This window comes from Kiloniella laminariae DSM 19542, from assembly GCF_000374005.1.
GTDB lineage: Bacteria > Pseudomonadota > Alphaproteobacteria > Kiloniellales > Kiloniellaceae > Kiloniella > Kiloniella laminariae.
In genome coordinates this window covers 1-26,897 of record NZ_KB893134.1, presented here as the reverse complement: position 1 = coordinate 26,897, position 26,897 = coordinate 1, and the positions used below count along the sequence as shown (strand labels likewise).

Genomic DNA, 26,897 nt, shown 5'->3' with positions numbered 1-26,897 from the left:
TTACGATCTATTTAGGCAAAACCTGTTTCCAGGGGGTAATGGTGACCTGTGCAAACAGTCCTGCCAGCTTGTAAGGATCGTTCTCGGCAAATTCCTGCGCAGCGGTAGCGTCGTCAAACTCCAGGATCAGCAAGCTTCCGGTCATGCTTTCCCCATCTGCGCCAAGGGTTGGGCCGGCAACAACGACCCGATCCATGAACTTGCCCAGGTATTCGAGATGAGCCGGGCGGTTTTCAGCACGGACGTGGGCATGGTCTTTTTTATCAACGCAAGAAAAGATAAATTTCATTGGTATTTTCCTGTTGTGGCAATCACCTGTTTTGGCAATCAAGGGTTAGAATTCTGCTTTTTGCGGACGGGCAAGCAGATCGGCGATGGTCTGATCGATGTCGACCTGGTGATGGAGGACGTCACAGATGGCATTGCAGATTGGCATGTCGATCTGGAGTTTTCGGGCAAGGGCCGAAACGGATTTGCTTGAGCCAAGACCCTCTGCCACGGTAATGCGCCCTTTGAGATAGTCTGCCAGCTTTTCGCCACTGCCCAAAGCCTTGCCCAAGGCATAGTTGCGCGATTGTGTTGCTGTGCAGGTCAGGGTCAGATCGCCCATACCTGCCAGTCCCATCAGGGTTTCCCGGCGGGCTCCCTTGGCAAGGCCAAGCTGCACGATTTCAGACAGACCCCTGGTGATAAGGGCGGCACGGGCGTTATCCCCCAACTGTCGGCCATCAACGATGCCGCAGGCGATGGCGATAACGTTCTTGACGGCCCCGCCAATCTCGGCGCCAACCGGATCGGTGGAATGATAGATTCTGAAAGCCCGGCTGCCGAGCGTGCTGGCCAGCTTTTGCCCCAGAACAGCATCTGCACAGGCCAGGGTAACAGCTGTCGGCAGGTCGCGGGCGACTTCGATGGCAAAGGTTGGACCTGAAAGTACGGCGAGAGGGTTCCCGGGAAGTATTTCTTGGAGCATCTCGGTCATAAGCAGGCCGCTGCTGATCTCGACACCCTTGGCACAGAGTACCAAAGGAACATCCGGACCAATTAACGACTTGATCGGGGTAATAACAGAGCGGAGATGCTGGGAAGGGGTAACCAGTAGCAACAGATCGGCATTTTTTAGATCTTCGGCGTTCGTGCTGGCGCGAATGGCGGGATCAAGCGCGGCACCTTTGAGATAGAGACTGTTTTCATGCTGGTTGTTGATATCATCGACAACTAGGGGATTTCTTGACCAAATGGTCACTTTGTTGCCTGCATTTGCGGCAACGGCAGCCAGAGCAGTTCCCCAGGCACCGGAACCTATAACGCCAACAGAAGCAAGGTGTGTGTCAGGCATCAGGTGCGATCCTTTACACCCGTGAGCTGGTCCAGTGGCCAGCGGGGTCGGGGAGCAAAATCAAGCGAGTCCGTCAGACCCAGCCGCAGCCGTTCAAGTCCGGCCCAGGCAATCATGACTCCGTTGTCTGTACAAAGTTTTACCGGAGGGGCGAGGAGGCGGGTTTGTCGCTGGTCTGTTAGCTCGGTAAGACGGCTGCGCAAGGCGAGATTTGCCGCGACACCGCCCGCAACAACCAGGGGTCCAGGGCGACCGTATCTGGCTGCGAAAAAATCCATTGCATGAGCACAGCGGTCAATCAGAACATCGCCAACGGCAGCCTGGAAAGAGGCTGCGAGGTCTGATCTATCCTGATCTGTAAGATTGGAGACTGCGCCATCTGCACCAGCCAGTTCGAGAATTTTTTTGCGCACTGCAGTCTTCAGTCCGGAAAAGGAAAAATCACAGCCTGGCCGCCCTTTCATTGGACGAGGGAGATCAAAACGGGTTGCATCTCCTGACTTGGCAATCTGTTCCATCAAAGGTCCGCCGGGATAGGGAAGGCCCATCATTTTTGCTGTCTTGTCAAAAGCTTCGCCGACGGCATCGTCAATAGTACCGCCAAGCCTACTGTAACAACCGACATCCTCCACGGCGAGCAGCTGGCAGTGGCCGCCTGATACCAACAGCAGAAGATAGGGAAAAGCCGCGGCTTCTCCTTCGGTCAAGCGGGCTGTCAGGGCGTGGCCTTCCAGGTGGTTTACAGCCAAAAACGGTAACTTTCGGGCAGCGGCAATTGCTTTTGCCGTCATGACTCCCACGAAAACACCGCCGATCAAACCTGGGCCTGCGGTTGCGGCAATCCCGTCGAGGTCTTCGAAACCAAGTTTGGCCTCATCGAGCGCTTCCCGGATCAACCGGTCGAGATGATCCATGTGACTGCGGGCTGCGATTTCCGGTACCACGCCCCCATAGGGTTCATGTTCTTCAAGCTGGGAAAGCACCCTGTTCGCCAGAATATTGTGATCGCTGTCGACAATTGCTGCGGCTGTCTCATCGCAGCTGGTTTCGATACCAAGTACCTTCATCGTTTCCATAAGTTCTAGTGGATAGTGAATCGTGTTCTGAAATCCAGAGACACCTGATTTGTTAACAGGTTCAGAAAATACTATCTGCCGCCCGTCGGCAAGGTATTCCCTTTTGTTTTCTGTCTTAGCAATGGCGCCAAGCTGGATAAAGCGTCGTTCTCTGGTGATAACCAAAAGTTGTTTTTACAGGAAAGATGAATGCAGGAGTATGGGGAGATGAGAAACTGGTTATTGCCGGGTAGTATGAAAAATCTTGAAATATATGCAGTCATCGGCGTTTTTGTACTGGGGCTGCTGGTCGCGACGGCTTCACAGGCGGGGGAAACGGCAAACGCTCGCGTCTTTTCCGGGCGGGTGGCAGGGGGTGCCTATCTTGTTGCTGCGCCTAAAAACATCCCTGAGAACAAAGCGTTGCCTATACTGTTTTATTACCACGGTTATGGGCAGTCAGCCCGGAATATTATCAATGATAAAAACCTTCGTGATCTGGCTTCGCGCAAAGGCGTCTTGCTGGTCGTGCCTGACGGACTGGATCAGAGCTGGTCCAACGTGGGTGCACCGAGTGAAAAGAGGGATGAGATTGCCTTTACCCAGGAGATACTGCGCGATGTGCGCTCCAGTTGGCGTGTTGACGATAAACGGATATGGGCGAGTGGTTTTTCGCAAGGAGGATCAATGGCCTGGGATGTTGCCTGCTATATGGGAGAGGAGTTTACCGCCTTTTTCCCCGTTGCAGGATCTTTCTGGCGTCCCCATCCCCCAAGTTGTCAAACCGCAGTTAACCTGAGGCATATTCATGGCCTTGCAGATACTGTGGTCCCGATGAAAGGGCGCCAGATCGGCAGTCGTTGGTATCAGGGTGATGTGCGGGAGGGTATCGGTATCTGGCAAGAAGCGAACGGTTGTAACGATGAGGTCGTTGAACAGATGGCAGAGGATCTGGACTGCCGGATCTGGAGCGGTTGCAAGTCGGGGAAGACTCTGGAGCTTTGTCTTCATCAGGGAGGACATAGCTTCAAAACCGAGTGGTTGGCGCAGGGGATCGAATGGGCAGAAAAACAAACTGTCCAATAAGAAGCATCGCTCTTTGACCTTCTTTGACCTTCTTTGATCTGCCAATGGTTTGATAAAGCAGTTGATGCTGATGGGAGAGCCGAATACAACATTACGCGTTTGGTTCTTTTTTTGTGACACGTAAATCCCGGATGAGAAATCCGGCATGATTGCGAGTCCTGCCCGGGTATTTTTTTATGGGACTTACAATCGCTGCGCTGGTTTTGTTATCAGCCTGTCTGCATCCGCTTTGGAATACCCTGATCAAGAAGGGGGAAAATCAGAGAATTGGATTTCTGGCGCTGACTTTGGGTATGATCAGCATTTCTCTTGGTCATAGCCTCTTGGCCGGGTTTGACCTGTTGGCTGCCTTTGAAGCCTGGGATCTGGTGATTTTTTCCTGGGTTGGCCAGATGTGTTATGGCAGTGGACTGGTCGCCGTGCTCAGGAGAGGGGATCTTTCGGCCTATTATCCGATTATCCGTTCGACCCCGTTGATTGTGATTACCTTTAACTTTCTTGTTTTGGGTCAATCCTATGATCTTCTTGTCATTCTTTTTGTGCTTCTCGTGCTCTTTGCTGCCTTTATGCTGCAGTACCGACGGGGCCACCGACTATTCGATGATCCGGTAACATTGGGTTTTGCGCTCTTGTCTTTGTTGGGGACCGGAATCTATACGCTGGCGGATGCTTCAGCCATGCAGGCGCTTGAACCGTCGGTTCTCAACTTTTGGGTCAACCTGTTTTGTTTCCCCAGTTACTGTCTGCTGTATTGGCTTATTGATCGTGATAATGTTGGGGTGCGCACTGTTAAGGCCTTTATTTCCCGTCCATTTCATTACTTTATGATCGGAGCGATTTGTTACAGTTCCTACTTTTTAATCCTCTATGTTTATAGCGAAGGTGCTGATGTCGCTGCTGTTGCGACAGTACGACAGGCCTCTATCCCCATTTCGGTGCTTATTGGGGGGCTTTATTTCAGGGAAGGGGCTGTTCTGCGTCGCTTGGTCGCGTCGCTGTTTCTGGCGATGGGAATTGTCGGAATCATCCTGAACGGGTAGAGTGCAGCAGAATCATCCGGAAAAGCCGGGCCCGAATAACACTCGAATAAAAGTTGAGTATGATGGCGTTACTGATGACTGATCTACCTGTTTTACGACTTGGAACACGGGGGAGCCCGCTTGCTCTGGCACAGGCCAACGAAGTGAAGAGATTGCTGGCTGAGGCACATGTGGAACTGGCACAGGATGGCGCCATAGAGATTGTGGTGATCAAGACCACCGGTGACATGATTCAGGACCGGGCGCTTTCGGCGATTGGCGGTAAGGGGCTTTTTACCAAGGAAATTGAAGAAGGTTTGCAGGACGAAAGCATTGATGTTGCTGTGCACTCAATGAAAGATGTTCCGACCTGGTTGCCAGAGGGACTTGAGATATCGACAGTTCTTGAACGTGAAGATCCCCGTGACGCCTGGTTCTCAAACAAGGCCGCATCACTGGATGCCTTGCCGCAGGGGGCTGTAGTCGGCACTGCATCCCTCCGACGCCAGGCACAGATCAAGGCCCGCCGCCCCGATCTTGAGGTGATCACCTTCAGGGGATCTGTACAAACCCGTTTGCGCAAACTCGAAGAAGGCCAGGTCGATGCAACGCTATTGGCCGTCGCCGGACTGAATCGTCTGAAACAGGCCGAACTGATTACCGCGGCGCTTTCTGTTGAGGAGATGCTGCCTGCGCCTGCCCAGGGGGCTGTTGGCCTCGAGATACGCAGCGACGATTCACGTGTGCGTGCTTATGTAGATGCCATACATCACCTGCCGACAATGCAGCGGATCTCGGCCGAACGCGCCTGTCTTGCAGAGCTTGATGGGTCCTGTCGAACACCAATTGCAGCGCTGGCCGAGATTGAAGGGGATCAGCTTTATCTGAGAACCCTTTTGGCGTCGACAGATGGCAGCCAGATTTTCCGGGCAGAAAGACGTGGCGCACTTTGTGATGCCGAGGAACTCGGGCGCTCTGCAGGTCAGGATCTCAAAGCACAGGCTGGTGAGACATTTTTTAAAGAACTGGAAGCTCAGCAATCCTGAAACTGCAATAGTCCAGTAAAAGGGGGGAAAGATGATTCTGCATCTTGTTACCCGGCCGACAGTTGATTGTGAGCCCCTGGTTTCCGACCTTCGTTCCATGGGGCGTACAGTCTTGTGTGATCCGGTGATTGAAATTGAGTATTATCCTGATAAAGATATTGATTTTACGGGCGTACAGGCTTTTGTCATTACCTCGGCCAATGGTGTACGTGCGTTAAGACAGTACCCGGTCTCTCGTGATGTTCCGGTTTACTGTGTCGGAGACGCTTCAGCGACGGAGGCCAGGAAATCCGGATTCGGAAAAGTATTTTCAGCTCAAGGCGATGTAGCCAATCTGGCTACCCTTGTATGCAAGCAGCTGAACCCGCATGCCGGTCTGTTATTTCACCCCGCTGCCTCGGAACTGGCAGGAGATCTCAAAGGAGATCTGGAACGATCCGGTTTTGATTATCAGCGCGAAATTCTCTATTCTGCTACTGCGTCCAGGGCACTGCTGACCACGACAATAAATCAGTTTAAAAGCCATAATATCAAAGAGATAAGCTTTTATTCTCCCAGATCTTCAAAAATATTTTCACAGCTTATAACCGCATCTGGACTAAACTTGACTTTGGCAGGTTGTCGCATTTTTTGTCTGAGTTCTGCTGTATCAGAGTCCTTGCGGGCATTTGATCAGGCAGAGATTTATACAGCAGCGGAACCGACAGGGGATGCAATGAAACAACTGATTATGAAAAATAGCTGAGAGTACGTACGTACTGGATTTTCCGTCTGGCCTGGCGCATAGTTGGGGAGAAATACCCTTTCGACGCGACAGAGGTTCAGGAATGGCAAGCAAACAGGGTGATAAACCCACATCCCCGGAAACCAAGACATCAGGGAAAGACCCGAAAGGGCCTGATGGCGTAGAAACCTCGAATAGCGGGGAAAGCCCTGCCCAGGAGATTATCACTGCTTTTGGCGGACTGCGTCCTTTGGCCAATCGTCTGGGGATTGCGGTGAGCACGGTTCAGGGCTGGAAGGAACGGGATTCCATACCGGCGGCGCGCCATGAAGAGATCCTACAAGCTGCTGTTAAAGCGAACGTAAAACTGGATGTTGCCAGGGTAAGGGAAAGTGATCAGTTGAATAACGAAACCGAAGATCAGACCAGTACCACTTCTGAGAAAAAAGCTGATGGTAAAGAACCGACAGCTAAGAATGTGACAGGTTCGGGTGAAACCCAGAGCGGTTCTGAGAGTAATAAAAACGGTGGATCTGTGCCAGTTTCTGGTGGGAAACCTTTAATCGGCAAGGAACCCGAAGTGGTGGGCAAGACAGCAAAAGATGATCTTCCCTCAGGTAAAAAGATAGACTTTGAAGATTCGGTCTCCCAGACAAAAAACTCTGGGTCAACACACGCACCACGGCGCAACGGGGGGATGAACTCCTTTCTCTTTGGCGTCGGTACCTGTGCTTTGGTTCTGGCGGCAGTGGTTTATACGCGCGGATATTGGCTTCCTATCGTCGAACGTCTGCCGGTTATCGGGGCAAGTGAAAACCAGATTTCGCTGGAGGGTTTGGAGGAGCGGATTGTCGGGCTTGAACAGCATGCCCTGAGTGATCAGGGACAGGGTGTTAACGAGAACCGCTTTCTTTCTTTGTCCGAGCAGGTCCGTACTCTCAAGCTTGCCCAGTCCGAGCTGGAACGCCAGCTCTCTAGTTTGACGGATGGCGGAGTTGTGGTGACCACGGCGAATGTGGACCGCGGACTTATGGATTCGCTGCGTAAGGAACTGACCGAGACCCGCAGTCGTCTACAAAGGCTTGAGCAGTCTGGAGGACAGGGGAACAGTGGTTCTATTGCTTCGTTTGATCCGCTACAGGCAAGCAGGCTGGAAGCTCTGCAAGCCGAGGTCGAGGCTTTGTCGTCCCGCTTCAATAATCTGGGGGCGGGGCAAAGCGCGCGTCCAGGACCGGCAACGAACGACGTTTATCTGGCGCTGGCGGTGCTGCAGCTGCGCGATGCTCTCCGCGGATCTGGACCCTTTATCCGTGAACTTGATCTGGTGCGGGCGGTTTCAAGCGAGAATGCAACCCTGCAGGATCTGGTTACTCCCCTTTCTTCCTTTGCTTCGGAAGGGCTACCAAGCATGACAGAATTACGGGCAGATTTTCCTGCTGCAGCAAGATCTGCCCTTTCTGCTGACAAGGTCGCCGGAGGGCAAACCTGGGTTGACAAGGCTCTTGGCCGTATCTCTAACGTAATAAGTATTCGTCCGGTCGATGTGCTTGATGGGCAAGGGACAGCTTCGGTTCTGGCGCGGGCAGAAAATTACCTGCTTGAAGGGGATTTGACCGGTGCTGTACGTGAGCTGGAGGGGCTAACCTCTGCGGCGCGTTCCGGGATGGAAAACTGGCTGTTGCAGGCCGGACATCGTCTTGAAGGTGAAAGAGTGAGCGGCAAGCTGGCTTTGCTGTTGATCGGGGTTACCGAGCAGGGCAGCGGCACAGGGGGAGCTCAGTAAATGAAACGGACCCTGTTCTACTTTCTCAAGTTGGCGCTGCTTCTGGCTGTTGTTATCTGGATCGCCAATCGCCCCGGGACTGTCGAGATTGAATGGATTGGTTACCGGCTGGAAACCTCGGTCGGAATTCTCTTCCTGGGCGTTGTTTTTATCGCGATGCTGGCAGCCTATCTTTATCGTTTATGGCGGGGTTTGATCAAGGCACCGGCCCTGTTTGGACAGGCACGTCAGGACAACCGGAAAAAGCGCGGTTATCAGGCCCTGACACAGGGAATGGTTGCCGTGGCCGCGGGAGATGCCCAGACAGCGACATTGATGGCCCGAAAGGCAGAAGCCCTGCTGGCAGACGAACCGCCCCTGACCATGCTGCTTTCAGCGCAATCTGCCCAGCTACAAGGGGATGAAGAAGCCGCGACTAACTATTTTACGGCTATGCTGGAAAGTAGTGAGACCCGGTTTCTTGGTCTGCGGGGGCTGTTGATCCAGGCTCAACGCCGGGGTGATCTGTCTCTGGCGCTTGAGTTGGCCAAGCAAGCTCATGCCATAAGCCCCAAAACCCCTTGGGTACTGGAAAGCCTTTTTGAACTGTCCGAGGCATCAGGAGATTTTGCCATTGCGGATCAAGCGCTGAAAGATGGGGCAAAAACCAAAAATCTGACCTCGGCTGAAGCCGCCCGCAAAAGGGCGGTTATCAAACTTGAACAGGCTTTGATCTCCCGGGATGACGGGCGTCATGATGAAGCACTCGTTCTGGCTCGTGAAGCTTACAAACTTGCTCCGGATCTGGTGCCCGCTGTGACTCTTCTGGCTGAAATGAATGCGCGGGCTGGAAAAATTCGTGCAGCAGCCAAGACCCTGAACAAAGCCTGGAAAGAGCAACCGCATCGTGAGCTGGCCCGAACCTACATGAGTCTGTGGCCTTCAGAGACCCCTGTTGAACGGGTAAAGCGGCTGGGGCAAATGGTTGCTTCAAATCCGGATCATTATGAAAGTCATATTGCCCTGGCAGAAGCGAACCTTCGGGCCAAACTCTGGGGCGAGGCACGACGCCACCTCAAGCTGGCACAGGAAGACAAAGGTGCCAGTCGGCTGGTTTGCCGCCTTATGGGGCAGCTGGAACAGGAAGAGCATGGCAATAGCAAAGCTGCGGCAACCTGGTTTGAAAAAGCAGAGACAGCGCTGGTTGCACACAACTGGATCTGTGATTCCTGTGGGGCAATTGCTGATCAATGGCAAGCTCATTGCGGGGATTGTGGCCGTTTTGACAGCCTGACCTGGAAGCGACCAACTCTTGTAAAGAGTCAGGGTATTTCCTCACAATCTCCAGGGCAGCAGGTTGCTTTGGGTACGGTTGTTGCTGATGAAACACCGGATGTTAAAAAATTGCCCGTGGTTTTTGAGCAGGAAAGCGGGAAGAAAACTCTTAAAGCTCCAGCAGCAGAAATTGAGGATGCGGCCCGGGACCTCGGCGCCTGAATAGATAAACTGTTAAGTAAGATAAGGGCTCCTCATTACGAATGAGGAGCCTTTATCTTTTCTCATTCGGAACTGGCGCTGCGGGTTAGAGATCCAGCGTAAGGCTCGGACTTTTTGCGCGGGAGCAACAGACCATGATGTGGCGGTTTTCGGCCTTTTCCTGATCACTCAGAACCATATCTCGATGATCGGCTTCGCCGTCAAGCAGGCCGGTTTCACAGGTGCCGCAGATTCCCTCGCAGCAGGCATTATCGACAAAAATACCATTTTCGGCCAGAACGGCGAGAATGCTTTTCCCAGCAGGAATGAGATAACATTTGCCTGTGCTGTTGATGATCACTTCAAAGCTGCCGTCATCCGCCCTAGGACCTGTGGTCTCATCGGCAGAAAAATGTTCAAAACGCACGGTTCCTGCTGGCCAGTTCTGAGTGACCTTTTTGACGGCATCCATAAGGCCGGTCGGGCCACAGCAGTAAATTTGAACATCTTTTTCCGGTTGACCAAACAGCGCCTGGGTTTTCAGGGGACCGTGCTGATCGTCGAAGGAATACAGCACATGGGCTGAAAGCCCTGAAGCGACCATCTCTTCGGTGAAAGCTGCCCGCTGTTTGTTGCGACAGGCATAATAAAGCTGAAACGGTTTCCCGAGGGATTTCAACCGACGGGCCATCGAGAGAATGGGGGTGATACCAATGCCACCAGCAATCAGTTTGTACCGTCCTGCAGTTTCATCCAGTTCAAAGTGATTCCGGGGATGAGAGATTTCGATCTGGCTCCCCGATTTCAGATTTTTATGAACATAGCTGGAACCGCCGCGCCCATTTTCCTCTTTCTGAACAGCGACGATGTATCTGTGACGTTCAGCAGGATTATTTGACAGGGAATATTGCCGGATCATATTGCCCGGGAGAAAAAAATCGATGTGTGAGCCAGCTGAAAAAGCTGGAAGATCTGATCCATCAACAGCCCGCAGTTCGTAGGAGCGTATACTTTCAGCTTCTTCGTTGATTGCTTCGATACGGACGATGAGCTTCGGCACCATTATTTTATGTCTCCCGGTACTGTCTTACTGGCTTTAGGGGGCACGGTTTATTGTTGGTTAAATTTGTACGCTTGTAAAAGGTCTGGATAACAGTGGCGTAATTTTTTATCAAATAAGGAACCATACTCCCCCTACCTTGGTTATCGTAAACGGTACCACGCAGCTTTGGATCTTGTGTAGCTCAGAAGGCTTTCGAAACACTTGTCTTTGGCATTGCCGGACTGTTTAAAGCCTCCAAAGGGCTGGGTCATATCCCCTTCATCATAGGAATTGACAAAAACGGTACCGCTCTCGACCTCCTTGACAAAGCGATGGGCCTTGTTGAGATCGTTAGTCCAGATCCCTGCGGCGAGGCCATAATCGCTGTCATTAGCAACAGCAAGGGCTTCATCTAGACCGTTTACCTTTATAACGGAGGCAACGGGCCCGAAGACTTCGTTCCGGGCAATGGACATATCGTTGTGCACCAGGGTAAAGAGGGTTGGATTGATATAGGCACCCGAGGACAAATCTCCCCCGGGGGCATCGCCGCCAAACTGAAGCTTTGCCCCTTCCAGGATGGCATTTTCAGCCATCTTTAACACCCGGGCCTGAGAGCCGTGGTCGACAAGGGGGCCCATGTTCGTTGCCGGGTCAAGCGGGTCGCCTGGTGTGAAGGCATCTTTGCCCTTCTGGATAAATCGCTCGACGAACTCTTCGTGAATTGTACTGTCAACAATGATACGAGAACCCGCACTACAGACTTCGCCCATATTGCTGTATATTGCCCCGCAAGCCGTTTCGACAGCTGCATCAAGATCGCCACCGCTGAGATCGCCCAGGAAAATATGAGGGCTCTTGCCACCACATTCGAGCGCGACTTTTTTCATGTTGCTCTGGCCCGCGTAAATCAGCATCAACTTGCCGACTTCAGTTGAACCGGTAAAGCTGACCTTGCCAACATCCATATGGAGAGCGAGAGCTTTTCCTGCGACTTCGCCCATACCATTGACCACATTTAAAACCCCTGCGGGTCCTCCGGCCTGGACAAAAAGTTCGGCAAGTTTCAGACAGCTTAGCGGAGATTGCTCGGCGGGTTTGAGGATAACACTGTTCCCGGCTGCGAGGGCAGGGGCAACTTTCCATGCAGCCATCAGCAGGGGATAATTCCAGGGCGAGATCGCGGCAACAACACCAATAGGTTCGCGCAGGACCATACTGAGAACATTATATTCTGTGGCGGTGACACTGCCTTCAATCTTGTCGATACATTCAGCAAAAAAGCGGAAGGTCTTGGCAACTTCGGGAACATCGACAGCAAGACAGTCTGCGATGGGTTTCCCCATATCCAGGGAGTCCATCAGAGCCAACTCAGCCCCGTTTTCCTCAATCAAATCTGCAAGACGATAGAGGACAGACATCCGATCCCTTGGGGCCATCCGCGACCAGCTACCTGAGCGAAAGGATTTCTGTGCCGCTGCAACGGCCTTGTCGATATCTGCCTCTGTCCCCAGGGCCAGTTCGGCAACAGGGTTGCCTGTTGCGGGATTGATGGACTGAAAGCTGCCTCCCCCGAGGGCCTGTTGATAAGAGCCGTCAATAAACAAGCCTGTTTCAGGACGGAAACGGGCGGCAAAATTTTGCCAGTCACTCTTGCTGTAATGTTCAACCTGATTGAGGTGCATTTCTTGTTTCTCCCGGCTTGGTTTTTGGCTCTGCTTGGTGTTCTGTATACTGGTTCAGCTTTTATTCGGCTGCCTTTGCCTGAGGGTGCTGCTGTACAACCAGGGCATCCAGGGCAATGCAGCCCTGAGGCAAGGCGAAAAGGGGGTTGATATCAAATTCACTGACCAGATCACCAAGCGCGTGGACCATACTGGCAAAGCGTGTGATGCAGTCGAGCAGGGCGTCCATGTCTGTTGGCCTTGCGCCGCGAACACCTTCCAGAAGTGCCTTTAATTTAAGGTTGTCGATCAAGCGCAAGGCAGTCGCTTTCCCAAAAGGAGGCAGGGCCACGGCTGTATCGGCGAGAATCTCGGCATGAATACCGCCAAATCCAACCATGACGACAGGGCCGAACTGAGGGTCATTCACCATCCCCAGAATCATCTCGACACCTTTCTCTCTGATCATGGAAGCGATCATGACTCTGGGACCAAGATTTTGGGAAAGCTGGTCGTATGCACTTGAAACCGCAGCGTCATTTGTCAGGTTGAGGAAAACGCCTCCGGCATCGGATTTGTGATTTATCCCGCTTTCAGCCGTTTTGACCACAACCGGATACCCGATCTTCCGGGCGGCGATTACAGTTTCAAAAGCAGAGTGAGCCAGTTGGGAAGCCGGGACGGTTATGCCAAAATCCTGGAGAAGCTGGTAGGCGGTACATTCATCCATCGGGGTTCCTCTGCCCAGATAGCTGCGCCATTTATGCACGACTTCCTCGGCGGGCTGTGGAATGCCGATTTCCTGTCGGGCCTGAAAATCCCGATAGTTGAGAAGGTGTTTTGCGGCCTTCAGAAAAGGAGCGATGCCGTCCAGTACCGGGATTCCGTTATGTGTTGCCTCGATAACACTGGGGCAGGTTCCTGTTCCCTGATGGTTGGCAACAACGCAGACTGGCTTTCCCGAGGCATCACGCGCGGCTTTTGCGAAGCGTATATATTCTGGGTAGATCTGCCCCCCGGGGCCCCGATCCCCCACAACAACACCAAGGGCAACCTGGGGATCTGTCATCAATTCAATCAGATTTTCGCCGTAACTTTCCTCATAATTATTGTATGAATGCCAGGCATCCAGAGGGTTTCCTGCTTTGAGGCCCGGCCCCAGTTTTGACTGGATACGCTGGCGGGTTTCAGTGGTCAGTTCGGCAAAGGGAATTTGCATCTGTTCGGCAAGATCGACCATCAACTCGCGTTCGCCCCCTGAATCATGGATCGCTGCAAGCCCACCGGGCCCAAGAGTTGATGACCGGGCGAAAAGCATCAGGGTGAAAACCAGCTCGTCGATGGTTTCAACACGCAGTACACCGTAGCGGTCAAAGAGGGCAGTGTAGGCCTGATCGTTGCCGACCAGAGCACCGCTGTGACTGGCGGCCAGCTGAGCTGATTTTTCTGTTCTGCCGACCTTGAGCGCCACAACCGGTATCTTGCGTTCTGCTGCCTTTGCCAGTGCCTGTGCGAAACCTATAGGATCTCGTGCTGTTTCCATAAACAAGCCGATGACCCGGGTCGAGTCCTGCTCCAGGGCGAAGTCCATGTAATCTGCAAGGCTCGTGGTTAACTCCTGCCCCGTAGAGACGACATAATTGTAGTCAAGCCGGGAGTCGGTATCAAGAATGGCGTTAAACAGTGACCCGGAGTGGGTCAGGAGTGTTATCCCTCCGGCACGATGATCATGACGGGTTGGAAAACCACAGGCCCAAAGGCCGGAACAGAAATTATAAAACCCGTTACAGTTCGCCCCAACGATCTGGATACCCGTTTCCTCGGCAATAGTGCGAACCGCCTGTTTCAGGCTGTCGGGATTGCTCCCTTCTGCATGAAGGGGCGAGAGAATGGTTGCAGCTTTTATGCCAAGAGCGGCACATTCCGAAAGGCGTTCTACGACATGGTGATCCCCAACACAGAGAATTGCGTGCTCCGGTACTTCGGGTAATGCGTCAAGGCTGGTGTAACAGCGAAAACCGTCTACCTCGACGTTGGTCGGGTGTATGGCAAAGACAGGTCCGGTAAAGCCGCCAAGACGGATGTGTTGCAACATGGTCTGGCTGACAGAGCCTGGTTTGGCACTGGCTCCGATCAGGGCAACGGATCGGGGGTTGAGCAGCGGGGATAAACGGTGACGCACAAATTGCTCCTAGAATCTTGCGGGGGGAGTCTGACGTTTTCTCGGGGGATTGAAGAAAGGGCGATCAACAATTTTTGCCCGGGCCATTACCCGGTCCCATTTGAGTTCCTTGTCGACGTAGATTTCGACCCAGAGATCCTCTGTAATATCCACGCCAAAGGGACGCTGAAGCAGCGCCATGGCGAGATTGTTTTTCATGGTCGGGGACCAGACGGCCGAGGTGATATGGCCGATTTCCTTTTTTTGTTTGTGATATACCAGTGCATTGTGAGCGGGCTTGTTGCCTTCAATTTCGAGGCCGACAAAACAGTAACGCGAGCTGTTGGCTTCTTTTTCCTTTAACAGGGCGCGCCGACCAGTGAAGTGCCCTTTGGTGAAGTCAACCTGCCAGTCGAGGCCAAGTTCGAAGGGTGACCGCCCTCGTGTGTGCCGTACCACATGTTCGGCATGCAGAAAATCGACGGCAGGCTGAATAAATCCGGCTTCAATCCGCGTCATGTCGAGAGCAAGAGATCCGACGGGGGATATTGTCCGGTCAGCGCCTGCTGCCATCAGAGCATCCCAGAGTTCAAGGGCTTTGCCCGGTTCAATCCAGAGTTCATAGCCCAGATCCCCGGTAAAGCCGGTCCGGGATATCATTAACTCGGTTCCGGCAAAGGAAAAATGCTGGAGATCAAAGGGTTTGAGTGTCTCGACGCCCTTCAGACCCATGGCTTCGAGAATGGCAAAGGTTGTTGGCCCTTGGAACTGAAGGGCAGCGATATCATCGGTCTCGTCCAGAATCTCGACATCAAATCCAAGGGCGGAGTCCATCAGCCAGGCGTATTGGCGTTCCTGGCTGCAGAGTCTGAAGTCGTCAGGGCCAAACCGGAATATCGTTCCGTCATCAAGAACATGACCATCGTCGTTACACCAGATGGCATAGGCAACCCGGCCGGGCTTGATCTTTCTTACATCTCGCGGGACAAAGCGGTTCATGAAGCGTTCTGCGTCCGGTCCCTTGATCCGATATTTACACATGGGTGAAATATCATAGAGAGTAGCGCCATTGCGGATGGAAAAGTACTCAAGCTCAACACTGGTATAGCTGTTGGGGATGCTGTACCCGGCCCAGAGTGTCCAATCGTTGGTTTCAGACTTTTCGACCTGTCTTGCGTGAAAAGGTGTCGGCTTGCGACCAGCATTGACACGCGGTCTGGCGGACAGAATTTCGGGTGTCTTGGGGGACAATGATTTGCTCATGGCTCAGCCTTTTCTGGACAGAATACGTTTGGCGGCATTCATACCGGGCGCACCAGTAACATTACCGCCCGGATGTGCGCCGGCACCACAAAGATAAAGCCCTGCTACGGGGGTTTCATACTGGGCTGTTCCGTGAAGCGGGCGCATCATCAACAGTTGATCGACCTGGATTTCAAGATGGTGCCAGTGGCCCCCTGTAACATTGAAAAGCTGTTCCAGATCTGCCGGGGTTAATACCTGCTGCGAGATGATCTGCTTGCGGATATTGGGGGCATAACCTTCCAGCTTACGAATGACCGCTTCTCCCAAAGCTGCCCGTTGTTCATCACTCCAGCCCGCTTTGAGCTGATGAGGGGCATATTGGGCGACAATGGAGAGAACATGCCTGCCTGTTCCGGCACTGCTCTGATCGACCACAGTCGGAAGGGTGACCTCCAGAGCAGGGTGTTCGCTGAACTCGCCGTATTTGGCGTGGTTGAAGGCTTTTTCTACATAATCAATGCTGGGGGCAATCACCAGTTTTGCAGCAAGATCCTGCTGGCTCAAGCCGGTAAATTCAGGCAAGCCATCCAGCACCAGATTTATCTTGGCAGCATCCCCACGGTTTCGAATTTTGCCAAGGCGCCGGGTAAAGCCTGCATCGAGGTGTTCTGCCCCGAGAAGGGACAGAAAGGTCCGCTGTGGGTCTGCACTGGAAGCGACGGAAGCAGCTAAAATCTTTTCACCGGATTCCAGCTCAACTCCAATCACCGTGTCATTTTCAACCAGCATGGACTTGACCGGGGTATTGGTCCGGATGGTTGCACCGGCCCTGGTTGCTGCCTGCTCAAGTGCTTCTGAGACTTTCCCGATGCCTCCTGCCGGAATACCGATGCCCCCCTGGGTTCCTTCTAGACTTCCGGCGAGTTTATACATCAGGCTGAGAACAGAACCGGGGGACCGGGGCGCAAGATGGGTCCCCCAGACGGCTTCCATGGCTGTTACACCCATCAGAAGGTCATTTTCCAGGTGGTCTTCCAGTTGATCTGCAATATTGAGCAGGGCGATTCGTAAAAATTCCTGCATGGATTTGCGGCCCATCATCCGGATCGAAAGGCCCAGTTTAAGCAGGGTTTTGGTGTCTTCCCAGTCCCGGTTTTTGAGATGGGGAGGCTTTTGCCCCAGTAAAGCGCCGAGGACACGGGCGAATTTTTTCAGGTCCCGCATGACCAGAACATAGTTTTCTGTGTCCTTGGCTGATAGATCAGCGCCATTCAAGGCAGTGACGGTCTCGCCCAGGATTTTGAGATGACGACCATCAGAGCCCAGGGCAATGGTCGGGAGGGAAGAGGCGGCCATTTTCACTTTCAGATCCAGGTCCCGAATAACATCAGGGTGAAGCTGGTACAGCAGATGGGCGCAGGTCGGGATCAAAACCCCGTCTGCGGCCTGTTCTGTAATGGCCATGCCACCAATCCGGTCATTTGCTTCAAGAACCAGAACTTTCTTGCCAGCTTTGGCAAGGTAGGCGGCACAGGTCAGGCCATTGTGCCCGGCCCCGATCACGATTGAATCATATCTTGTTGTCATTTTTAATACCCCCGAACCGTCTGGCGTGCACCAAGGTCCCGTAATACTTCACGCGCTGCATTTGCCCCCGGTGCTCCCATTACACCGCCGCCTGGATGGGTCGAGGAGCCACACATATAAAGGCCTTTGATGGGGGATCTGTATTGGGCGTAGCCCGGAACCGGACGGTTAAAGAGCAGCTGATCAAAAGTAAGCTCGCCCTGGAAAATGTTGCCTTCGGTAATACCTGCTTCCCTTTCGATATCGAGGGGTGTCCGGCATTCGTAGTGCAGAATCATGTCCTTGAAATTCGGGCTGTATTCCGAGATCTGGTTGAACACAGTCTGAGCAAAGGCATCCCGGTTGGCACCATCCCAGCTTTCGTTATTGGCAAGATGATAGGGGGCATATTGCACAAACACGGTCATGTAATGTTTGCCAGGAGGCGCCATGGTCGGGTCTATCCTGGTGGGCAGGAGCATGTCGAGATAGGGGTCTTTCGACCAGGTGCCATTTTTCCAGTCGTCATACCCGCGTTCCATCCGCTCGATGCTGTCGGTGAAATGCATGTCGCCGTTGAAGATCGGGGAATCTTTCGGGACCTGAGGGAACTCCGGCATGCCATCAAGAGCAATGTTCAGCTTCCCGGAAGAGCCTCTGATCTTGAAGCGCTCAACCTGTCGGACAAAATCTTCGGGGAGGTCGTCCCGCTCGACAATATCCAGGAAGGTGTGTTTGACATCCGCGTTGGAAATCACCGTGTTGGCGTAATAGTCGTCACCGTTCTTCAGAACAACGCCGACGGTACGGCCATTCTTGACCAGAACCTTGTCAACACCACAGCCGCTGCGGATTTCGCCGCCGTGATCTTCAAAACAAGCGGCCATGGCTTTGCTGATAGAACCCATTCCGCCCCGTGCAAAGCCCCAGGCCCCAATATTGCCATCAACCTCACCCATGTAGTGGTGGAGAAGGACATAGGCTGTGCCGGGAGACATGGGCCCCAGAGCGGTTCCGATGATTCCTGATCCGGCGTAATAGGCCTTGATCACATCTGATTCGAAATACTCGTCCAGAAATTCAGCCACGCTCATGGTCCAGAAGCGAAGGGTTTCAGCCATCTGGGCTTCGGAGAAATCAAGGAAACGCTTGCCGAGATAGGCGAGCTCCCCCAAATCCCTTGGTTTGAAAGAGGTTGGGTCCGGTGCCATGCGCATCAGGAGCGGTTTGATAAAGCGGCATTGCCGCATCAGATCGGTTGAATAGCGATCATAGGCTTCAGAGTCTTTTTTCGAATGACGGGCCAACTCAAGCCGATGGGCATCATGATCATTGTAGTTGCAGAGGTGGTCTCCGTTCTGCATGAAGACCCCGCCCCCGGAATAGGGGATGACCTGCAAACCATACTTGGGCAGGTTGAGGTCCCGGACAATTTCCGGCCGCAACAGGCTGCAGACGTAGGAACAGTTCGAATAGGTCCAGCCCGGGTGAAGCTCCAGACTGACTGCGGCACCGCCGAGATAATCGTTTTTTTCCAGCACCAGGACCTTGAGGCCAGCCTTTGCCATAAAACAGGCGGCCGTCAGGCCATTATGCCCGGCGCCGATGATGATGGCATCATAACGTGATTTATTCATTTTATCTGTGGCGAGCCGCTTGGCCTGCCTCCCCTGTAAAAAACGGATTAGGGCAGAAAGGCCGGATCAGGCGACTTTCAGCTGTTCGCAGGTCTGGTCGACGGCTTTTTCAAACTTGTTCAGTGTTTCAACCAGACAGCTCTTGTCGTGTGCTGCCGAGATAAACCAGGGTTCGCGACTGTCCGGTTCACAGAGGATGCCCAGTTCATGGAGATGCTGGGCCATGGTGTCATAGAAGGAGTAGTCGCTTTTTTTCCAGCTGCGGTAGTTCACTGGTGGATGTTCGTTGAAGAATAGTCCGCCCATGGAAGGGTGACCTGAGAAGGAGTGGGGGATATCACGGCTGTCGAGGATTTCGCTGATGCCCTTTTGCATGTCGAGACCGAAGCTGGCGATATCTTCAAGCGCACTGGTTTCATCCAGTATTTCCAAGGTTTTGTTTGCTGCTGCCAGCGATACCGAATGGGCGGTATAGGTGCCACCATGGGCGATTCCATTGCCGACCTTGCGCATGATTTCTTCGCGTCCGGCGACGATCGAGATCGGGTAACCATTGGCGACAGCCTTGGCAAAGGTACAGAGATCGGCTTTGACTCCATAGAGTTCCTGAACACCACCCTTTGCGACACGGAAGCCGGTTTTTACCTCGTCGATGATCATGATGACGCCGTAGCGATCGCAGAGTTCACGCACCTGGCGGATATATTCGGCGTTCGCGGCAATGCTGCAACAGTTGCCCATAATCGGCTCGATCAACAGGGCGCCAATATCAGCCCCGTGCTTTTTGAGTACCTCTTCGAGTTTGTTGGCATCGTTGAGCGGTACGGTGTGGATCAGTTTTTTCAGCATCTGGGGGACGCCGTCGCTATAGGGAACCAGTTCAGGATCACCCTGGCCTTCGACCCAATCTTCCATGGGGGTGTACCAAAGTGCCGCGTCAAACAGGCCGTGATATCCGCCTTCGATAATAATGTAGGAGTCTTTACCGGTATAACCACGGGCAATCCGCAGCGCCGCCATCACGGCTTCTGTCCCGGAGTTGGAAAAACGGACCAGCTCGGCGGCAGGTACCATCCGGGAAATGCGATTCGCGACGGTGTATTCCAGCTCGGTTGCAAGGGCAAAGACTCCACCAACCTTCATGCCCTCAATGGCAGCTGCATCAACGCGATCATCTGCATAACCGAGAATGCCGGGCCCATAGCCCATGCGGTAATCAATGTATTGATTGTCGTCCAGGTCCGAGAAGCGGGCCCCCTTTCCCTGTTTGACATAAATTGTCTTGTCATCGCCCCAGTAGCGAAAGTTGGAAGCGACGCCAAGAGGCAGCTTTTGGAGGGCTTTTTTGAACTGAGCGTTGCTTTTGGTAAGGGATCTCATGATTAGGACCTTTCAGACATTTTGTTGCTGCATTGTGATTTTGGAATTTGAAATTGTCCATAATAAACTGAGCGCTCATTCAATATTTGTATATAAAACATTGATATTATTAGTAATATATTTTATTATTGACGATATAAAAATATTAAACTAAAGCTTTTAGTCAATATGGAAATGAAAATGAAACAGACTCCTAGGCGCAGCAGAGCAGCGCAAAAAGTCTTCAGGAAGCAGCAGCTGATTGATGCGACGATCGACTGCATAGATCGACTGGGGTTTTCTGACACGACTCTGGCAAAGGTTGCTGATCGTGCAGGGGTGTCGCAGGGGATTGTGATTTTTCACTTCAAGAGCAAGGACATCCTTTTTCTTGAGACGCTCAGGTTTATGGCTGAGGAGTATCGTAATGCCTGGGCTACGGCGCTTGAAGAGGCTGGTGAGGATCCGGTTGAGCAGCTCTGTGCGGTTGTGAGGGCTGATTTCAATCGCTCGGTTTTTAACAGGAAGAAGATAGCTGTCTGGTATGCTTTTTGGGGAGAGTCAAAATCGCGCCCTACCTACATGAAGGAGTGCGGATCTCTGGATGAGTCCCATACAGAAGTTCTTTGTGATCTTTGTCGCAAGGTCTGTGGTGAGGGCGGAGCCATTGTGGATCCGCAGATTGCGGCTCTGGCTATTGAGGGTATGACAGACAGTTTGTGGCAGAGGTATCTGATTACGCCGAAGTCGATAAAGCAGCAGGAGGCGGCGAACGCTTCATTCGAATTGATGAAGGCACTTTTCCCTTCGAAAGCAACTCAGATCGAGAGCTTAAAACCTACTAAAAAATAATCGACCGGGCAGAACTGGTTGGTCAGCAATACAGGAGCAGGGTGATGGACTTTCGCTTGCCTGAAGAGGCGCGGGTTTGGGCTGGGAAAATGCGTGAATTTGTTGAGCACGATCTTATTCCTTTCGAAGTTGAGGCCGAGTTGAATGGTGGAGAACTGAAACCAGAGATCCGGCAGCGGCAACGGCAGAAAGCCCAGGATTTCAAGCTTTCTGGTATGGATGCACCAAAGCAGTACGGCGGACTGGAACTTAGTGTTGTCGAGCAGGTTGCGATCTACGAGCAACTGGGGCGGGTGACAAATGCTCTGGGCTGGTGTTTCAGCGAAGCTCATAAATGGATGTTTGAAGCCTGTAGTGAAGATCAAATCAATCGTTATGTTGTGCCGTTGCTCAAAGGGGAACGTCACGAATGTTATGCGATTACCGAAGCAGAATCAGGGTCTGATGTTGACGGCCTGAATGCCACAGCCCGTCTGGAAGATGACCATTATGTTCTGAACGGAGAAAAGTGGTTTGTTACTTCCGCCAACCTCGCTGATTTTGCGGTTTTTCAGGCTCGGCTTGAGGGGGGTGATCATGCGGGCGCACATGTCCTGTTTTTCGTCGATCTGGATTCTGATGGCATAGAAATAATTGATACACCGCTGTTTTCTCATACTTTTGAAGCACACCACCCTACCTATCGATTTACGGATGTGCGGGTCCCGGTGTCAAACCGGATTGGGGATGAAGGCAGTGGCATGGATTTTACCCGCGCCTGGTTCCGGCGCGAACGGTTGATGATTGCGGCACGGAGTTGCGGGGCGGCGGAGCGGCTTATCGAAGAGGCCGGTGCCTTTGCCAAGAGTCGTTTGGCAAATGGACAGCCGATTGCCCAATACCAGTTGATCCAGGCCATGCTGGCAGATAGTGCGACAGAACTCTGGGCAGCTCGGCTGATGACCTATGAAGCTGCCCAGGCTCATGACCGGGGCGAGGATCTGAAGCGGCTTCACGCGCGCTGTTCGATGGTCAAACTTTATGCTTCGGAAATGGTCGGACGGGTTGCCGATCGCTGTGTCCAGATTTTTGGCGGACGCGGCTACATGCGTGAAAATCCTGCCGAACGCTTCTATCGGGAAGTCAGGGTGGACCGGATCTGGGAAGGTACCAGTGAAATCCAGAGATTAATTATAGGAGGAATTTTTAATAAACGTGGGTTGGATGGTCTGATTGGATCAACGAACCCATGAGCTTGATGTTTAAGCGGGACTTCTATCCAGCACAAAAACAAGGCAGTACAAAAACAACAAGATCTGGTTGAGGTACCTTCTGATCAAATTGGGCATGCGCTGAAGAATATAAAAAAATCAGGGAGCGCGCGTGTCAATGAACTGGGAGATACTCATGAGTACAAGAAAAAAAATTGGGGCTGTATTGGGGCGCTTTTCCTCTGTTGCACTGCTGACAGGACCCGCTGTTTCTTTATGTTTGGCGGCATCAGCTGCTAAAGCCGAGGAACTGCATGTCTATAACTGGGTGGATTATATCGGTGAAAGTACAATTGCTGATTTTGAAGCTGAAACGGGGATCAAGGTCATTTATGACACCTACGATTCCAGCGAAACGGTTGATGCCAAGCTGATTACCGGGAGTTCCGGTTATGATGTTGTTTTACATGCAGGCTCGTTCATGCCGCGTCTTATCCAGGCGGGAGTGTTTGATGTTCTTGATAAAAGCAAACTCGATAATTATGCCAACCTGGATGTGGATATTCTGAAAGTTGTGGCAAACTGGGATGAGGACAACCGGTACGGAATACCTTACATGTGGGGTACTGTTGGCATCACCTACAATGTTGACATGATCAAGGAGCGGATGCCTGATGCGCCCATTGGCTCTTTCAGCATGATCCTGGATCCCTCCATTATTTCCAAGTTTGCGGACTGTGGTGTGTCTTTGCTGGATTCACCCGTAGATGTGATTCCGATGACGCTTTCCTATCTCGGCCTGGATCCCATGTCGACCAACCCGGAAGATTACGACAAGGTTGTCGAGGCCGTATCAGCGATCAGGGGCAGTGTCACGACGTTTGACAGCTCTAACTATCTGAACGCTTTACCGAACAAGGAACGCTGTATTGCCATGACCTGGTCCGGTGATTATGCCGTGGCAGCAGCACGGGCGGAAGAAGCTGGTGTGGAGATCAAGCTGAATTATTTTGTGCCGGAAGAAGGGGCCGGAGCCTGGTTTGATATGTGGGCGATCCCGAGTGATGCGCCGAACAAGGAAGCTGCCTACAAGTGGCTCAACTATATGATGCGCCCCGAAGTGATTGCGGCTGCAACCAACTATACCTGGTATGCGAATGCCAACAAGGCTGCAACCCCGTTGGTTGACGAAGAGATTCGGACCAATCCAGCAGTCTATCCTGATAGCAAGGCTATGGAGCGGATGTACCTTGCAAAAACATTGCCGCCAAAGGTAGAGCGTGTTCGGACGCGCAGCTGGAGCCGGATCAAGACTGGAAGTTAACTTCAGTGGGTAGCCCTGCTGAGAGATCAGGTGCAGGGTTACCCGTTCCCGCTTTAGGAGAAAGCGTGTGATGACCGAATTCAAAAAGCCGATTGTTGGGGATAGACCTGCTTTTGATTCCGAAGCAGAGCCCTTTATCGATATTCAGGGTGTCGGAAAGAAGTTTGGTGTTTTTACCGCAATCGACGACATCAGCCTGAAAATATACAAGGGCGAACTTTTCTCGCTTCTCGGTGGGTCTGGTTGTGGCAAAACCACACTGTTGCGTATTCTGGCTGGCTTTGAAAAGCCCAGCAAAGGCCGGGTGATTATTGACGGCATTGATGTGACGGATATGCCCCCCTACGAGCGCCCGGTAAATATGATGTTTCAATCCTATGCACTCTTCCCGCATATGACGGTGGAAAAAAACGTTGCTTATGGCTTGCGCCGGGATGGAGTCTCAAAGGCAGAAACCCGCGAACGGGTTGCGGATATGCTGGCACTGGTCGAGATGTCTGACTTTGCCAAACGTAAACCCAACCAACTGTCCGGGGGGCAGAAGCAACGGGTGGCTTTGGCGCGTTCCCTGGTGAAGCGTCCAAAAGTACTGCTTCTGGATGAACCGCTGGGTGCACTGGACAAAAGATTGCGGGAGCATACCCAGTTTGAACTGATGAACATTCAGGACAAGTTGGGCATTACCTTTATCGTGGTAACGCACGATCAGGAAGAAGCGATGACTTTGTCCAGCCGGATTGCGGTTATGGATAAAGGTAATGTGATCCAGGTTGGAACACCGTCGGATATTTACGAAAGTCCTGAAACGAAATTCACTGCTGAATTTATCGGCTCAATCAATATGTTTGATTGTCAGGTCAAGGAAAGCGGTCGGGATCATCTGGTGGCGCACTGTGGATCTCTTGGCCAGGATTTTCATCTCGATTGGGGGGTGGCGGTTAAGGAAGCCCGGCAGCTCTGGCTGGCAGTCCGGCCAGAAAAAATCCAGATTACACGTCAAGCTAAGGCGGGACAGGGCATAAACGAACTTCCTGCCTTCATTCACGATATCGCCTATATGGGGACTCATACAATTTACAGGATCCGTTTGGCCAATGGTCAGATTCTGCAAGCAACGACACCGAACCTGCGCCGCTCTTCGGAAGGGGAGCGTAACCTTACCTGGGAAGACGCAGTTTTTGTTTCGTGGGATCCCTCCAGTATGGTGGTGTTGATGAAATGAGCAGGGATGTCACAAATCACAAGCTTTCTACGCTATCCTCGGGTTCCCTTGTAAAGCTGGCAGGGGATGTGATTGGCAGGTTGATACAGCGGAACTGGAAGCGTCTTGTCCTCGCCGTACCGCTTGTCTGGCTGTTGATTTTTTTTATCGTTCCCTTTGTCATTGTTCTCAAGATCAGCCTGGCTGAAGGGATGATTGCCCGACCGCCGTTCACACCTTTGTTCGAATGGGCGGAAGATCTGAGTTTTACGATTTCAATCACCTTCGAGAGCTTCAGATTTCTAGTTACCGACGATCTCTATTACTCCTCCTATCTCAACTCTCTCCTGCTTGCGGGGAAATCGACAATCATCTGTCTGTTGATTGGCTATCCCATGGCCTATGGGATAGCCCGTTCTCGTTCTGATATCCGGGGCATACTGCTGCTGATGGTTGTTTTGCCCTTCTGGACATCGTTTCTCTTGCGGATCTATGCCTGGATGGGGTTGTTGAATAAAAACGGCATTATTAACGGGGCCTTGCTTTCAATGGGAATTATTGATGAGCCTCTGAACATGATGTTTACCGAAGGGGCGATCTATGTGGGGATTGTCTACTCCTATTTGCCTTTCATGATCTTGCCGCTCTACGCAACAATGGAAAAGCTGGACGAAAGTCTGAATGAGGCGGCGGCGGATCTGGGCGGCAAACCCTTCACGGTTTTTTACACAGTAACCTTGCCACTGACGCTGCCGGGGATTGTTGCCGGATCTCTGCTGGTCTTTATTCCGGCAACGGGTGAATACGTTATTCCAGCGCTGTTGGGCAATTATGACACCCTGATGATCGGACGTGTTTTGTTTGATGAGTTCTTCAGTAACCGGGACTGGCCTGTTGCTTCTGCTGTTGCTGTTGCTCTTCTGGCTTTTCTGGTGGTGCCGATCATGATGTACCAGCATTTCCAGGCAAAAGACGGGGAGCGGAGCTAGATCATGAAAAAACGCTCAACCTTTCTGCTTTCTGTGCTGGTTTTCGGTTTTGCCTTTCTCTATGTTCCGATCCTGTCCCTGATTTTCTATTCCTTTAACAGCTCTCGCCTTGCGACAATCTGGGGTGGTTTCTCGGTTAAATGGTATGGGGAGCTGTTCGAGAACGATCTGATTATCGATGCAGCTCTTCTCAGTTTTCGTATCGCTGCTGTGTCGGCAACCTTTTCCGTTATTCTTGGGGTGTTGGCAGGGCTTGCCTTATCGCGTTTTGGCCGATTTCGGGGGCGCTTGGCCTTTACCGGAATGATCACAGCGCCGCTTGTCATGCCGGAAGTGATCACGGGACTGTCTTTGCTGCTGCTGTTCGTTTCGATGGAAGATCTGGTTGGATGGCCAAATGGCCGTGGTGTTACAACAATAACCATCGCTCATATTACTTTCAGCATGGCGTATGTGGCGGTAATTGTTCAGTCCGCTCTTTCCGGGATGGAGGAGAATCTGGAGGAAGCTGCCATGGATCTTGGGGGCAAGCCTTTGCGCGTCCTCTGGGATATCACTCTTCCACTGTTAACGCCGGCCATGCTTGCAGGCTGGTTGCTTTCTTTCACGATGTCTCTGGATGATCTGGTTATTGCCAGTTTTGTCTCCGGACCGGGGAGCAGCACGTTGCCGATGGTGATTTTCTCGAAAGTGAAACTCGGGGTGACTCCTGATATTAATGCACTGGCGACATTGATTATTCTGGCTGTGGCTTTGGGGGTTATCTGCGCAGGCCTGATTATGAGGCATCAGGCACGACAGAAATATCGACTATAGCGGTTTGTCATCCGGGTTTAAGGCGTAGGAGAAATTCCTGTGTTCATAAGGCAGGAAAGGCGGTTCTTCAGGGTCGTCTTCCTGCCTTAATTTTTGGGGCTGAAGTAGCTAAGAATCTCTGGAGGTTCTATGATAGCTACGATGTACACCCGCAAAAGTCGGCTCACAGCCCGCCAGCAAAGTAGGCTGATCGAACACTTCGTTGTCGGCAGCACGGCTCGTGCCGCCGCCGAGATCGTGGGCGTTCAGGCCAACACGGCGATCCGCTTTTTCATGCGCCTGCGCCAGCTCATCGCCAGCAAGCTGCCGAGCTACCAACTGCATGGAGAAGTCGAGGCTGACGA

At 52.4% G+C, this 26,897-nt stretch carries 23 protein-coding genes; 12 read left to right on the top strand and 11 right to left on the bottom strand.

Annotation, left to right across the window (positions count from 1 at the left end; all coding sequences use genetic code 11):
• Window positions 1-7: 7 nt before the first annotated feature.
• Genes B152_RS0100115 through tsaD form a run of 3 tightly spaced genes read right to left on the bottom strand, consistent with a single transcriptional unit; the run spans window position 8 to window position 2,406 of the window.
• Entirely contained in the window at window positions 8-289 is a 282-nt protein-coding gene (locus B152_RS0100115) for a YciI family protein (protein WP_020590331.1), read from the bottom strand.
• A 45-nt stretch (window positions 290-334) separates the two neighbouring features.
• The gene (locus tag B152_RS0100110) at window positions 335-1,339 is read right to left on the bottom strand and encodes an NAD(P)H-dependent glycerol-3-phosphate dehydrogenase (RefSeq protein ID WP_020590330.1); all 1,005 of its coding nucleotides are present in this window, start codon (window positions 1,337-1,339) and stop codon (window positions 335-337) included.
• Window positions 1,339-2,406, bottom strand: a complete 1,068-nt coding sequence (gene tsaD, locus B152_RS0100105; RefSeq protein ID WP_026261138.1) for a tRNA (adenosine(37)-N6)-threonylcarbamoyltransferase complex transferase subunit TsaD — start codon at window positions 2,404-2,406, stop codon at window positions 1,339-1,341. The genes B152_RS0100110 and tsaD overlap by 1 nt, the downstream gene beginning before the upstream one ends.
• 216 nt (window positions 2,407-2,622) lie before the next feature.
• Here tsaD and B152_RS21855 point away from each other — a divergent pair, with 216 nt between their 5' ends.
• From B152_RS21855 to B152_RS21845, 6 genes are all read left to right on the top strand, one after another.
• The gene (locus tag B152_RS21855; protein ID WP_157230757.1) at window positions 2,623-3,480 is read left to right on the top strand and encodes a CE1 family esterase; all 858 of its coding nucleotides are present in this window, start codon (window positions 2,623-2,625) and stop codon (window positions 3,478-3,480) included.
• A gap of 176 nt (window positions 3,481-3,656) precedes the next feature.
• The gene (locus B152_RS0100095; RefSeq protein ID WP_020590327.1) at window positions 3,657-4,520 is read left to right on the top strand and encodes a hypothetical protein; all 864 of its coding nucleotides are present in this window, start codon (window positions 3,657-3,659) and stop codon (window positions 4,518-4,520) included.
• 74 nt (window positions 4,521-4,594) lie between these two features.
• A complete protein-coding gene (hemC, locus tag B152_RS0100090; RefSeq protein ID WP_026261137.1) occupies window positions 4,595-5,545 on the top strand; it encodes a hydroxymethylbilane synthase in 951 nt (316 codons plus the stop codon).
• A 31-nt stretch (window positions 5,546-5,576) separates the two neighbouring features.
• Window positions 5,577-6,290, top strand: coding sequence for a uroporphyrinogen-III synthase (locus tag B152_RS21850; protein ID WP_020590325.1), 714 nt, complete (start codon window positions 5,577-5,579; stop codon window positions 6,288-6,290).
• 82 nt (window positions 6,291-6,372) lie between these two features.
• Window positions 6,373-8,052, top strand: coding sequence for a carph-isopro domain-containing protein (locus B152_RS0100080; protein WP_020590324.1), 1,680 nt, complete (start codon window positions 6,373-6,375; stop codon window positions 8,050-8,052).
• Window positions 8,053-9,528, top strand: coding sequence for a heme biosynthesis protein HemY (locus B152_RS21845; RefSeq protein WP_020590323.1), 1,476 nt, complete (start codon window positions 8,053-8,055; stop codon window positions 9,526-9,528).
• An 85-nt stretch (window positions 9,529-9,613) separates the two neighbouring features.
• On the opposite strand, the gene B152_RS0100070 is transcribed toward B152_RS21845, so the two are convergent.
• The 7 genes from B152_RS0100070 to B152_RS21840 form a co-directional block, all read right to left on the bottom strand.
• On the bottom strand, window positions 9,614-10,570 hold the full coding sequence (locus B152_RS0100070) for a PDR/VanB family oxidoreductase (RefSeq protein WP_020590322.1): 957 nt from the start codon (window positions 10,568-10,570) through the stop codon (window positions 9,614-9,616).
• Window positions 10,571-10,710: 140 nt separating this feature from the next.
• Complete coding sequence (locus B152_RS0100065) at window positions 10,711-12,234, bottom strand: aldehyde dehydrogenase (protein ID WP_020590321.1); 1,524 nt, start codon at window positions 12,232-12,234, stop codon at window positions 10,711-10,713.
• 61 nt (window positions 12,235-12,295) lie between these two features.
• Window positions 12,296-14,395 carry an acetate--CoA ligase family protein gene (locus B152_RS0100060; RefSeq protein ID WP_020590320.1) on the bottom strand — a complete coding sequence of 700 codons (2,100 nt, stop codon included), beginning with the start codon at window positions 14,393-14,395 and terminating at the stop codon, window positions 12,296-12,298.
• A gap of 9 nt (window positions 14,396-14,404) precedes the next feature.
• On the bottom strand, window positions 14,405-15,637 hold the full coding sequence (locus B152_RS0100055) for an aminomethyl transferase family protein (RefSeq protein WP_020590319.1): 1,233 nt from the start codon (window positions 15,635-15,637) through the stop codon (window positions 14,405-14,407).
• A 3-nt stretch (window positions 15,638-15,640) separates the two neighbouring features.
• On the bottom strand, window positions 15,641-17,206 hold the full coding sequence (locus tag B152_RS0100050; RefSeq protein ID WP_020590318.1) for a phytoene desaturase family protein: 1,566 nt from the start codon (window positions 17,204-17,206) through the stop codon (window positions 15,641-15,643).
• Window positions 17,207-17,208: 2 nt separating this feature from the next.
• The gene (locus tag B152_RS0100045; protein WP_342664226.1) at window positions 17,209-18,870 is read right to left on the bottom strand and encodes a phytoene desaturase family protein; all 1,662 of its coding nucleotides are present in this window, start codon (window positions 18,868-18,870) and stop codon (window positions 17,209-17,211) included.
• A gap of 18 nt (window positions 18,871-18,888) precedes the next feature.
• Entirely contained in the window at window positions 18,889-20,202 is a 1,314-nt protein-coding gene (locus B152_RS21840) for an aspartate aminotransferase family protein (protein ID WP_020590316.1), read from the bottom strand.
• Window positions 20,203-20,382: 180 nt separating this feature from the next.
• On the opposite strand from B152_RS21840, the gene B152_RS0100035 reads away from it, so the two are divergent.
• The 6 genes from B152_RS0100035 (at window position 20,383) to B152_RS0100010 (ending at window position 26,553) form a co-directional block, all read left to right on the top strand.
• Complete coding sequence (locus B152_RS0100035; RefSeq protein ID WP_020590315.1) at window positions 20,383-21,033, top strand: TetR family transcriptional regulator C-terminal domain-containing protein; 651 nt, start codon at window positions 20,383-20,385, stop codon at window positions 21,031-21,033.
• Window positions 21,034-21,077: 44 nt separating this feature from the next.
• Window positions 21,078-22,265, top strand: coding sequence for an acyl-CoA dehydrogenase family protein (locus tag B152_RS0100030; protein ID WP_020590314.1), 1,188 nt, complete (start codon window positions 21,078-21,080; stop codon window positions 22,263-22,265).
• Window positions 22,266-22,419: 154 nt separating this feature from the next.
• Complete coding sequence (locus B152_RS0100025; protein WP_157230755.1) at window positions 22,420-23,547, top strand: polyamine ABC transporter substrate-binding protein; 1,128 nt, start codon at window positions 22,420-22,422, stop codon at window positions 23,545-23,547.
• Window positions 23,548-23,617: 70 nt separating this feature from the next.
• Window positions 23,618-24,769: an ABC transporter ATP-binding protein gene (locus B152_RS0100020; RefSeq protein ID WP_020590312.1), complete on the top strand. Its 1,152-nt coding sequence runs from the start codon at window positions 23,618-23,620 to the stop codon at window positions 24,767-24,769.
• Window positions 24,733-25,737, top strand: a complete 1,005-nt coding sequence (locus B152_RS21835; RefSeq protein WP_245549912.1) for an ABC transporter permease subunit — start codon at window positions 24,733-24,735, stop codon at window positions 25,735-25,737. The genes B152_RS0100020 and B152_RS21835 overlap by 37 nt, the downstream gene beginning before the upstream one ends.
• A 3-nt stretch (window positions 25,738-25,740) precedes the next feature.
• Window positions 25,741-26,553 carry an ABC transporter permease subunit gene (locus B152_RS0100010; protein WP_020590310.1) on the top strand — a complete coding sequence of 271 codons (813 nt, stop codon included), beginning with the start codon at window positions 25,741-25,743 and terminating at the stop codon, window positions 26,551-26,553.
• A 108-nt stretch (window positions 26,554-26,661) separates the two neighbouring features.
• Here B152_RS0100010 and B152_RS26580 read toward each other — a convergent pair.
• Window positions 26,662-26,897, bottom strand: a 236-nt coding sequence (locus B152_RS26580; RefSeq protein WP_157230754.1) for a hypothetical protein, incomplete at its 5' end; no start/stop codon positions are given.

Excerpts from the sequence above, each read along its gene's own strand:
- B152_RS0100020 (WP_020590312.1), top strand. The coding sequence starts at position 23,618 with ATGACCGAATTCAAAAAGCCGATTGTTGGGGATAGACCTGCTTTTGAT.
- B152_RS0100035 (WP_020590315.1), top strand. The coding sequence starts at position 20,383 with ATGAAACAGACTCCTAGGCGCAGCAGAGCAGCGCAAAAAGTCTTCAGG.
- B152_RS0100070 (WP_020590322.1), bottom strand. The coding sequence starts at position 10,570 with ATGGTGCCGAAGCTCATCGTCCGTATCGAAGCAATCAACGAAGAAGCT.
- B152_RS0100065 (WP_020590321.1), bottom strand. The coding sequence starts at position 12,234 with ATGCACCTCAATCAGGTTGAACATTACAGCAAGAGTGACTGGCAAAAT.
- B152_RS0100115 (WP_020590331.1), bottom strand. The coding sequence starts at position 289 with ATGAAATTTATCTTTTCTTGCGTTGATAAAAAAGACCATGCCCACGTC.
- B152_RS0100055 (WP_020590319.1), bottom strand. The coding sequence starts at position 15,637 with ATGAGCAAATCATTGTCCCCCAAGACACCCGAAATTCTGTCCGCCAGA.
- B152_RS0100110 (WP_020590330.1), bottom strand. The coding sequence starts at position 1,339 with ATGCCTGACACACACCTTGCTTCTGTTGGCGTTATAGGTTCCGGTGCC.
- tsaD (WP_026261138.1), bottom strand. The coding sequence starts at position 2,406 with ATGAAGGTACTTGGTATCGAAACCAGCTGCGATGAGACAGCCGCAGCA.
- B152_RS0100080 (WP_020590324.1), top strand. The coding sequence starts at position 6,373 with ATGGCAAGCAAACAGGGTGATAAACCCACATCCCCGGAAACCAAGACA.
- B152_RS21850 (WP_020590325.1), top strand. The coding sequence starts at position 5,577 with ATGATTCTGCATCTTGTTACCCGGCCGACAGTTGATTGTGAGCCCCTG.
- B152_RS0100095 (WP_020590327.1), top strand. The coding sequence starts at position 3,657 with ATGGGACTTACAATCGCTGCGCTGGTTTTGTTATCAGCCTGTCTGCAT.
- B152_RS21840 (WP_020590316.1), bottom strand. The coding sequence starts at position 20,202 with ATGAGATCCCTTACCAAAAGCAACGCTCAGTTCAAAAAAGCCCTCCAA.
- B152_RS0100030 (WP_020590314.1), top strand. The coding sequence starts at position 21,078 with ATGGACTTTCGCTTGCCTGAAGAGGCGCGGGTTTGGGCTGGGAAAATG.
- B152_RS0100050 (WP_020590318.1), bottom strand. The coding sequence starts at position 17,206 with ATGACAACAAGATATGATTCAATCGTGATCGGGGCCGGGCACAATGGC.
- B152_RS21855 (WP_157230757.1), top strand. The coding sequence starts at position 2,623 with ATGAGAAACTGGTTATTGCCGGGTAGTATGAAAAATCTTGAAATATAT.
- B152_RS0100010 (WP_020590310.1), top strand. The coding sequence starts at position 25,741 with ATGAAAAAACGCTCAACCTTTCTGCTTTCTGTGCTGGTTTTCGGTTTT.
- hemC (WP_026261137.1), top strand. The coding sequence starts at position 4,595 with ATGACTGATCTACCTGTTTTACGACTTGGAACACGGGGGAGCCCGCTT.
- B152_RS21845 (WP_020590323.1), top strand. The coding sequence starts at position 8,053 with ATGAAACGGACCCTGTTCTACTTTCTCAAGTTGGCGCTGCTTCTGGCT.
- B152_RS0100025 (WP_157230755.1), top strand. The coding sequence starts at position 22,420 with ATGAGTACAAGAAAAAAAATTGGGGCTGTATTGGGGCGCTTTTCCTCT.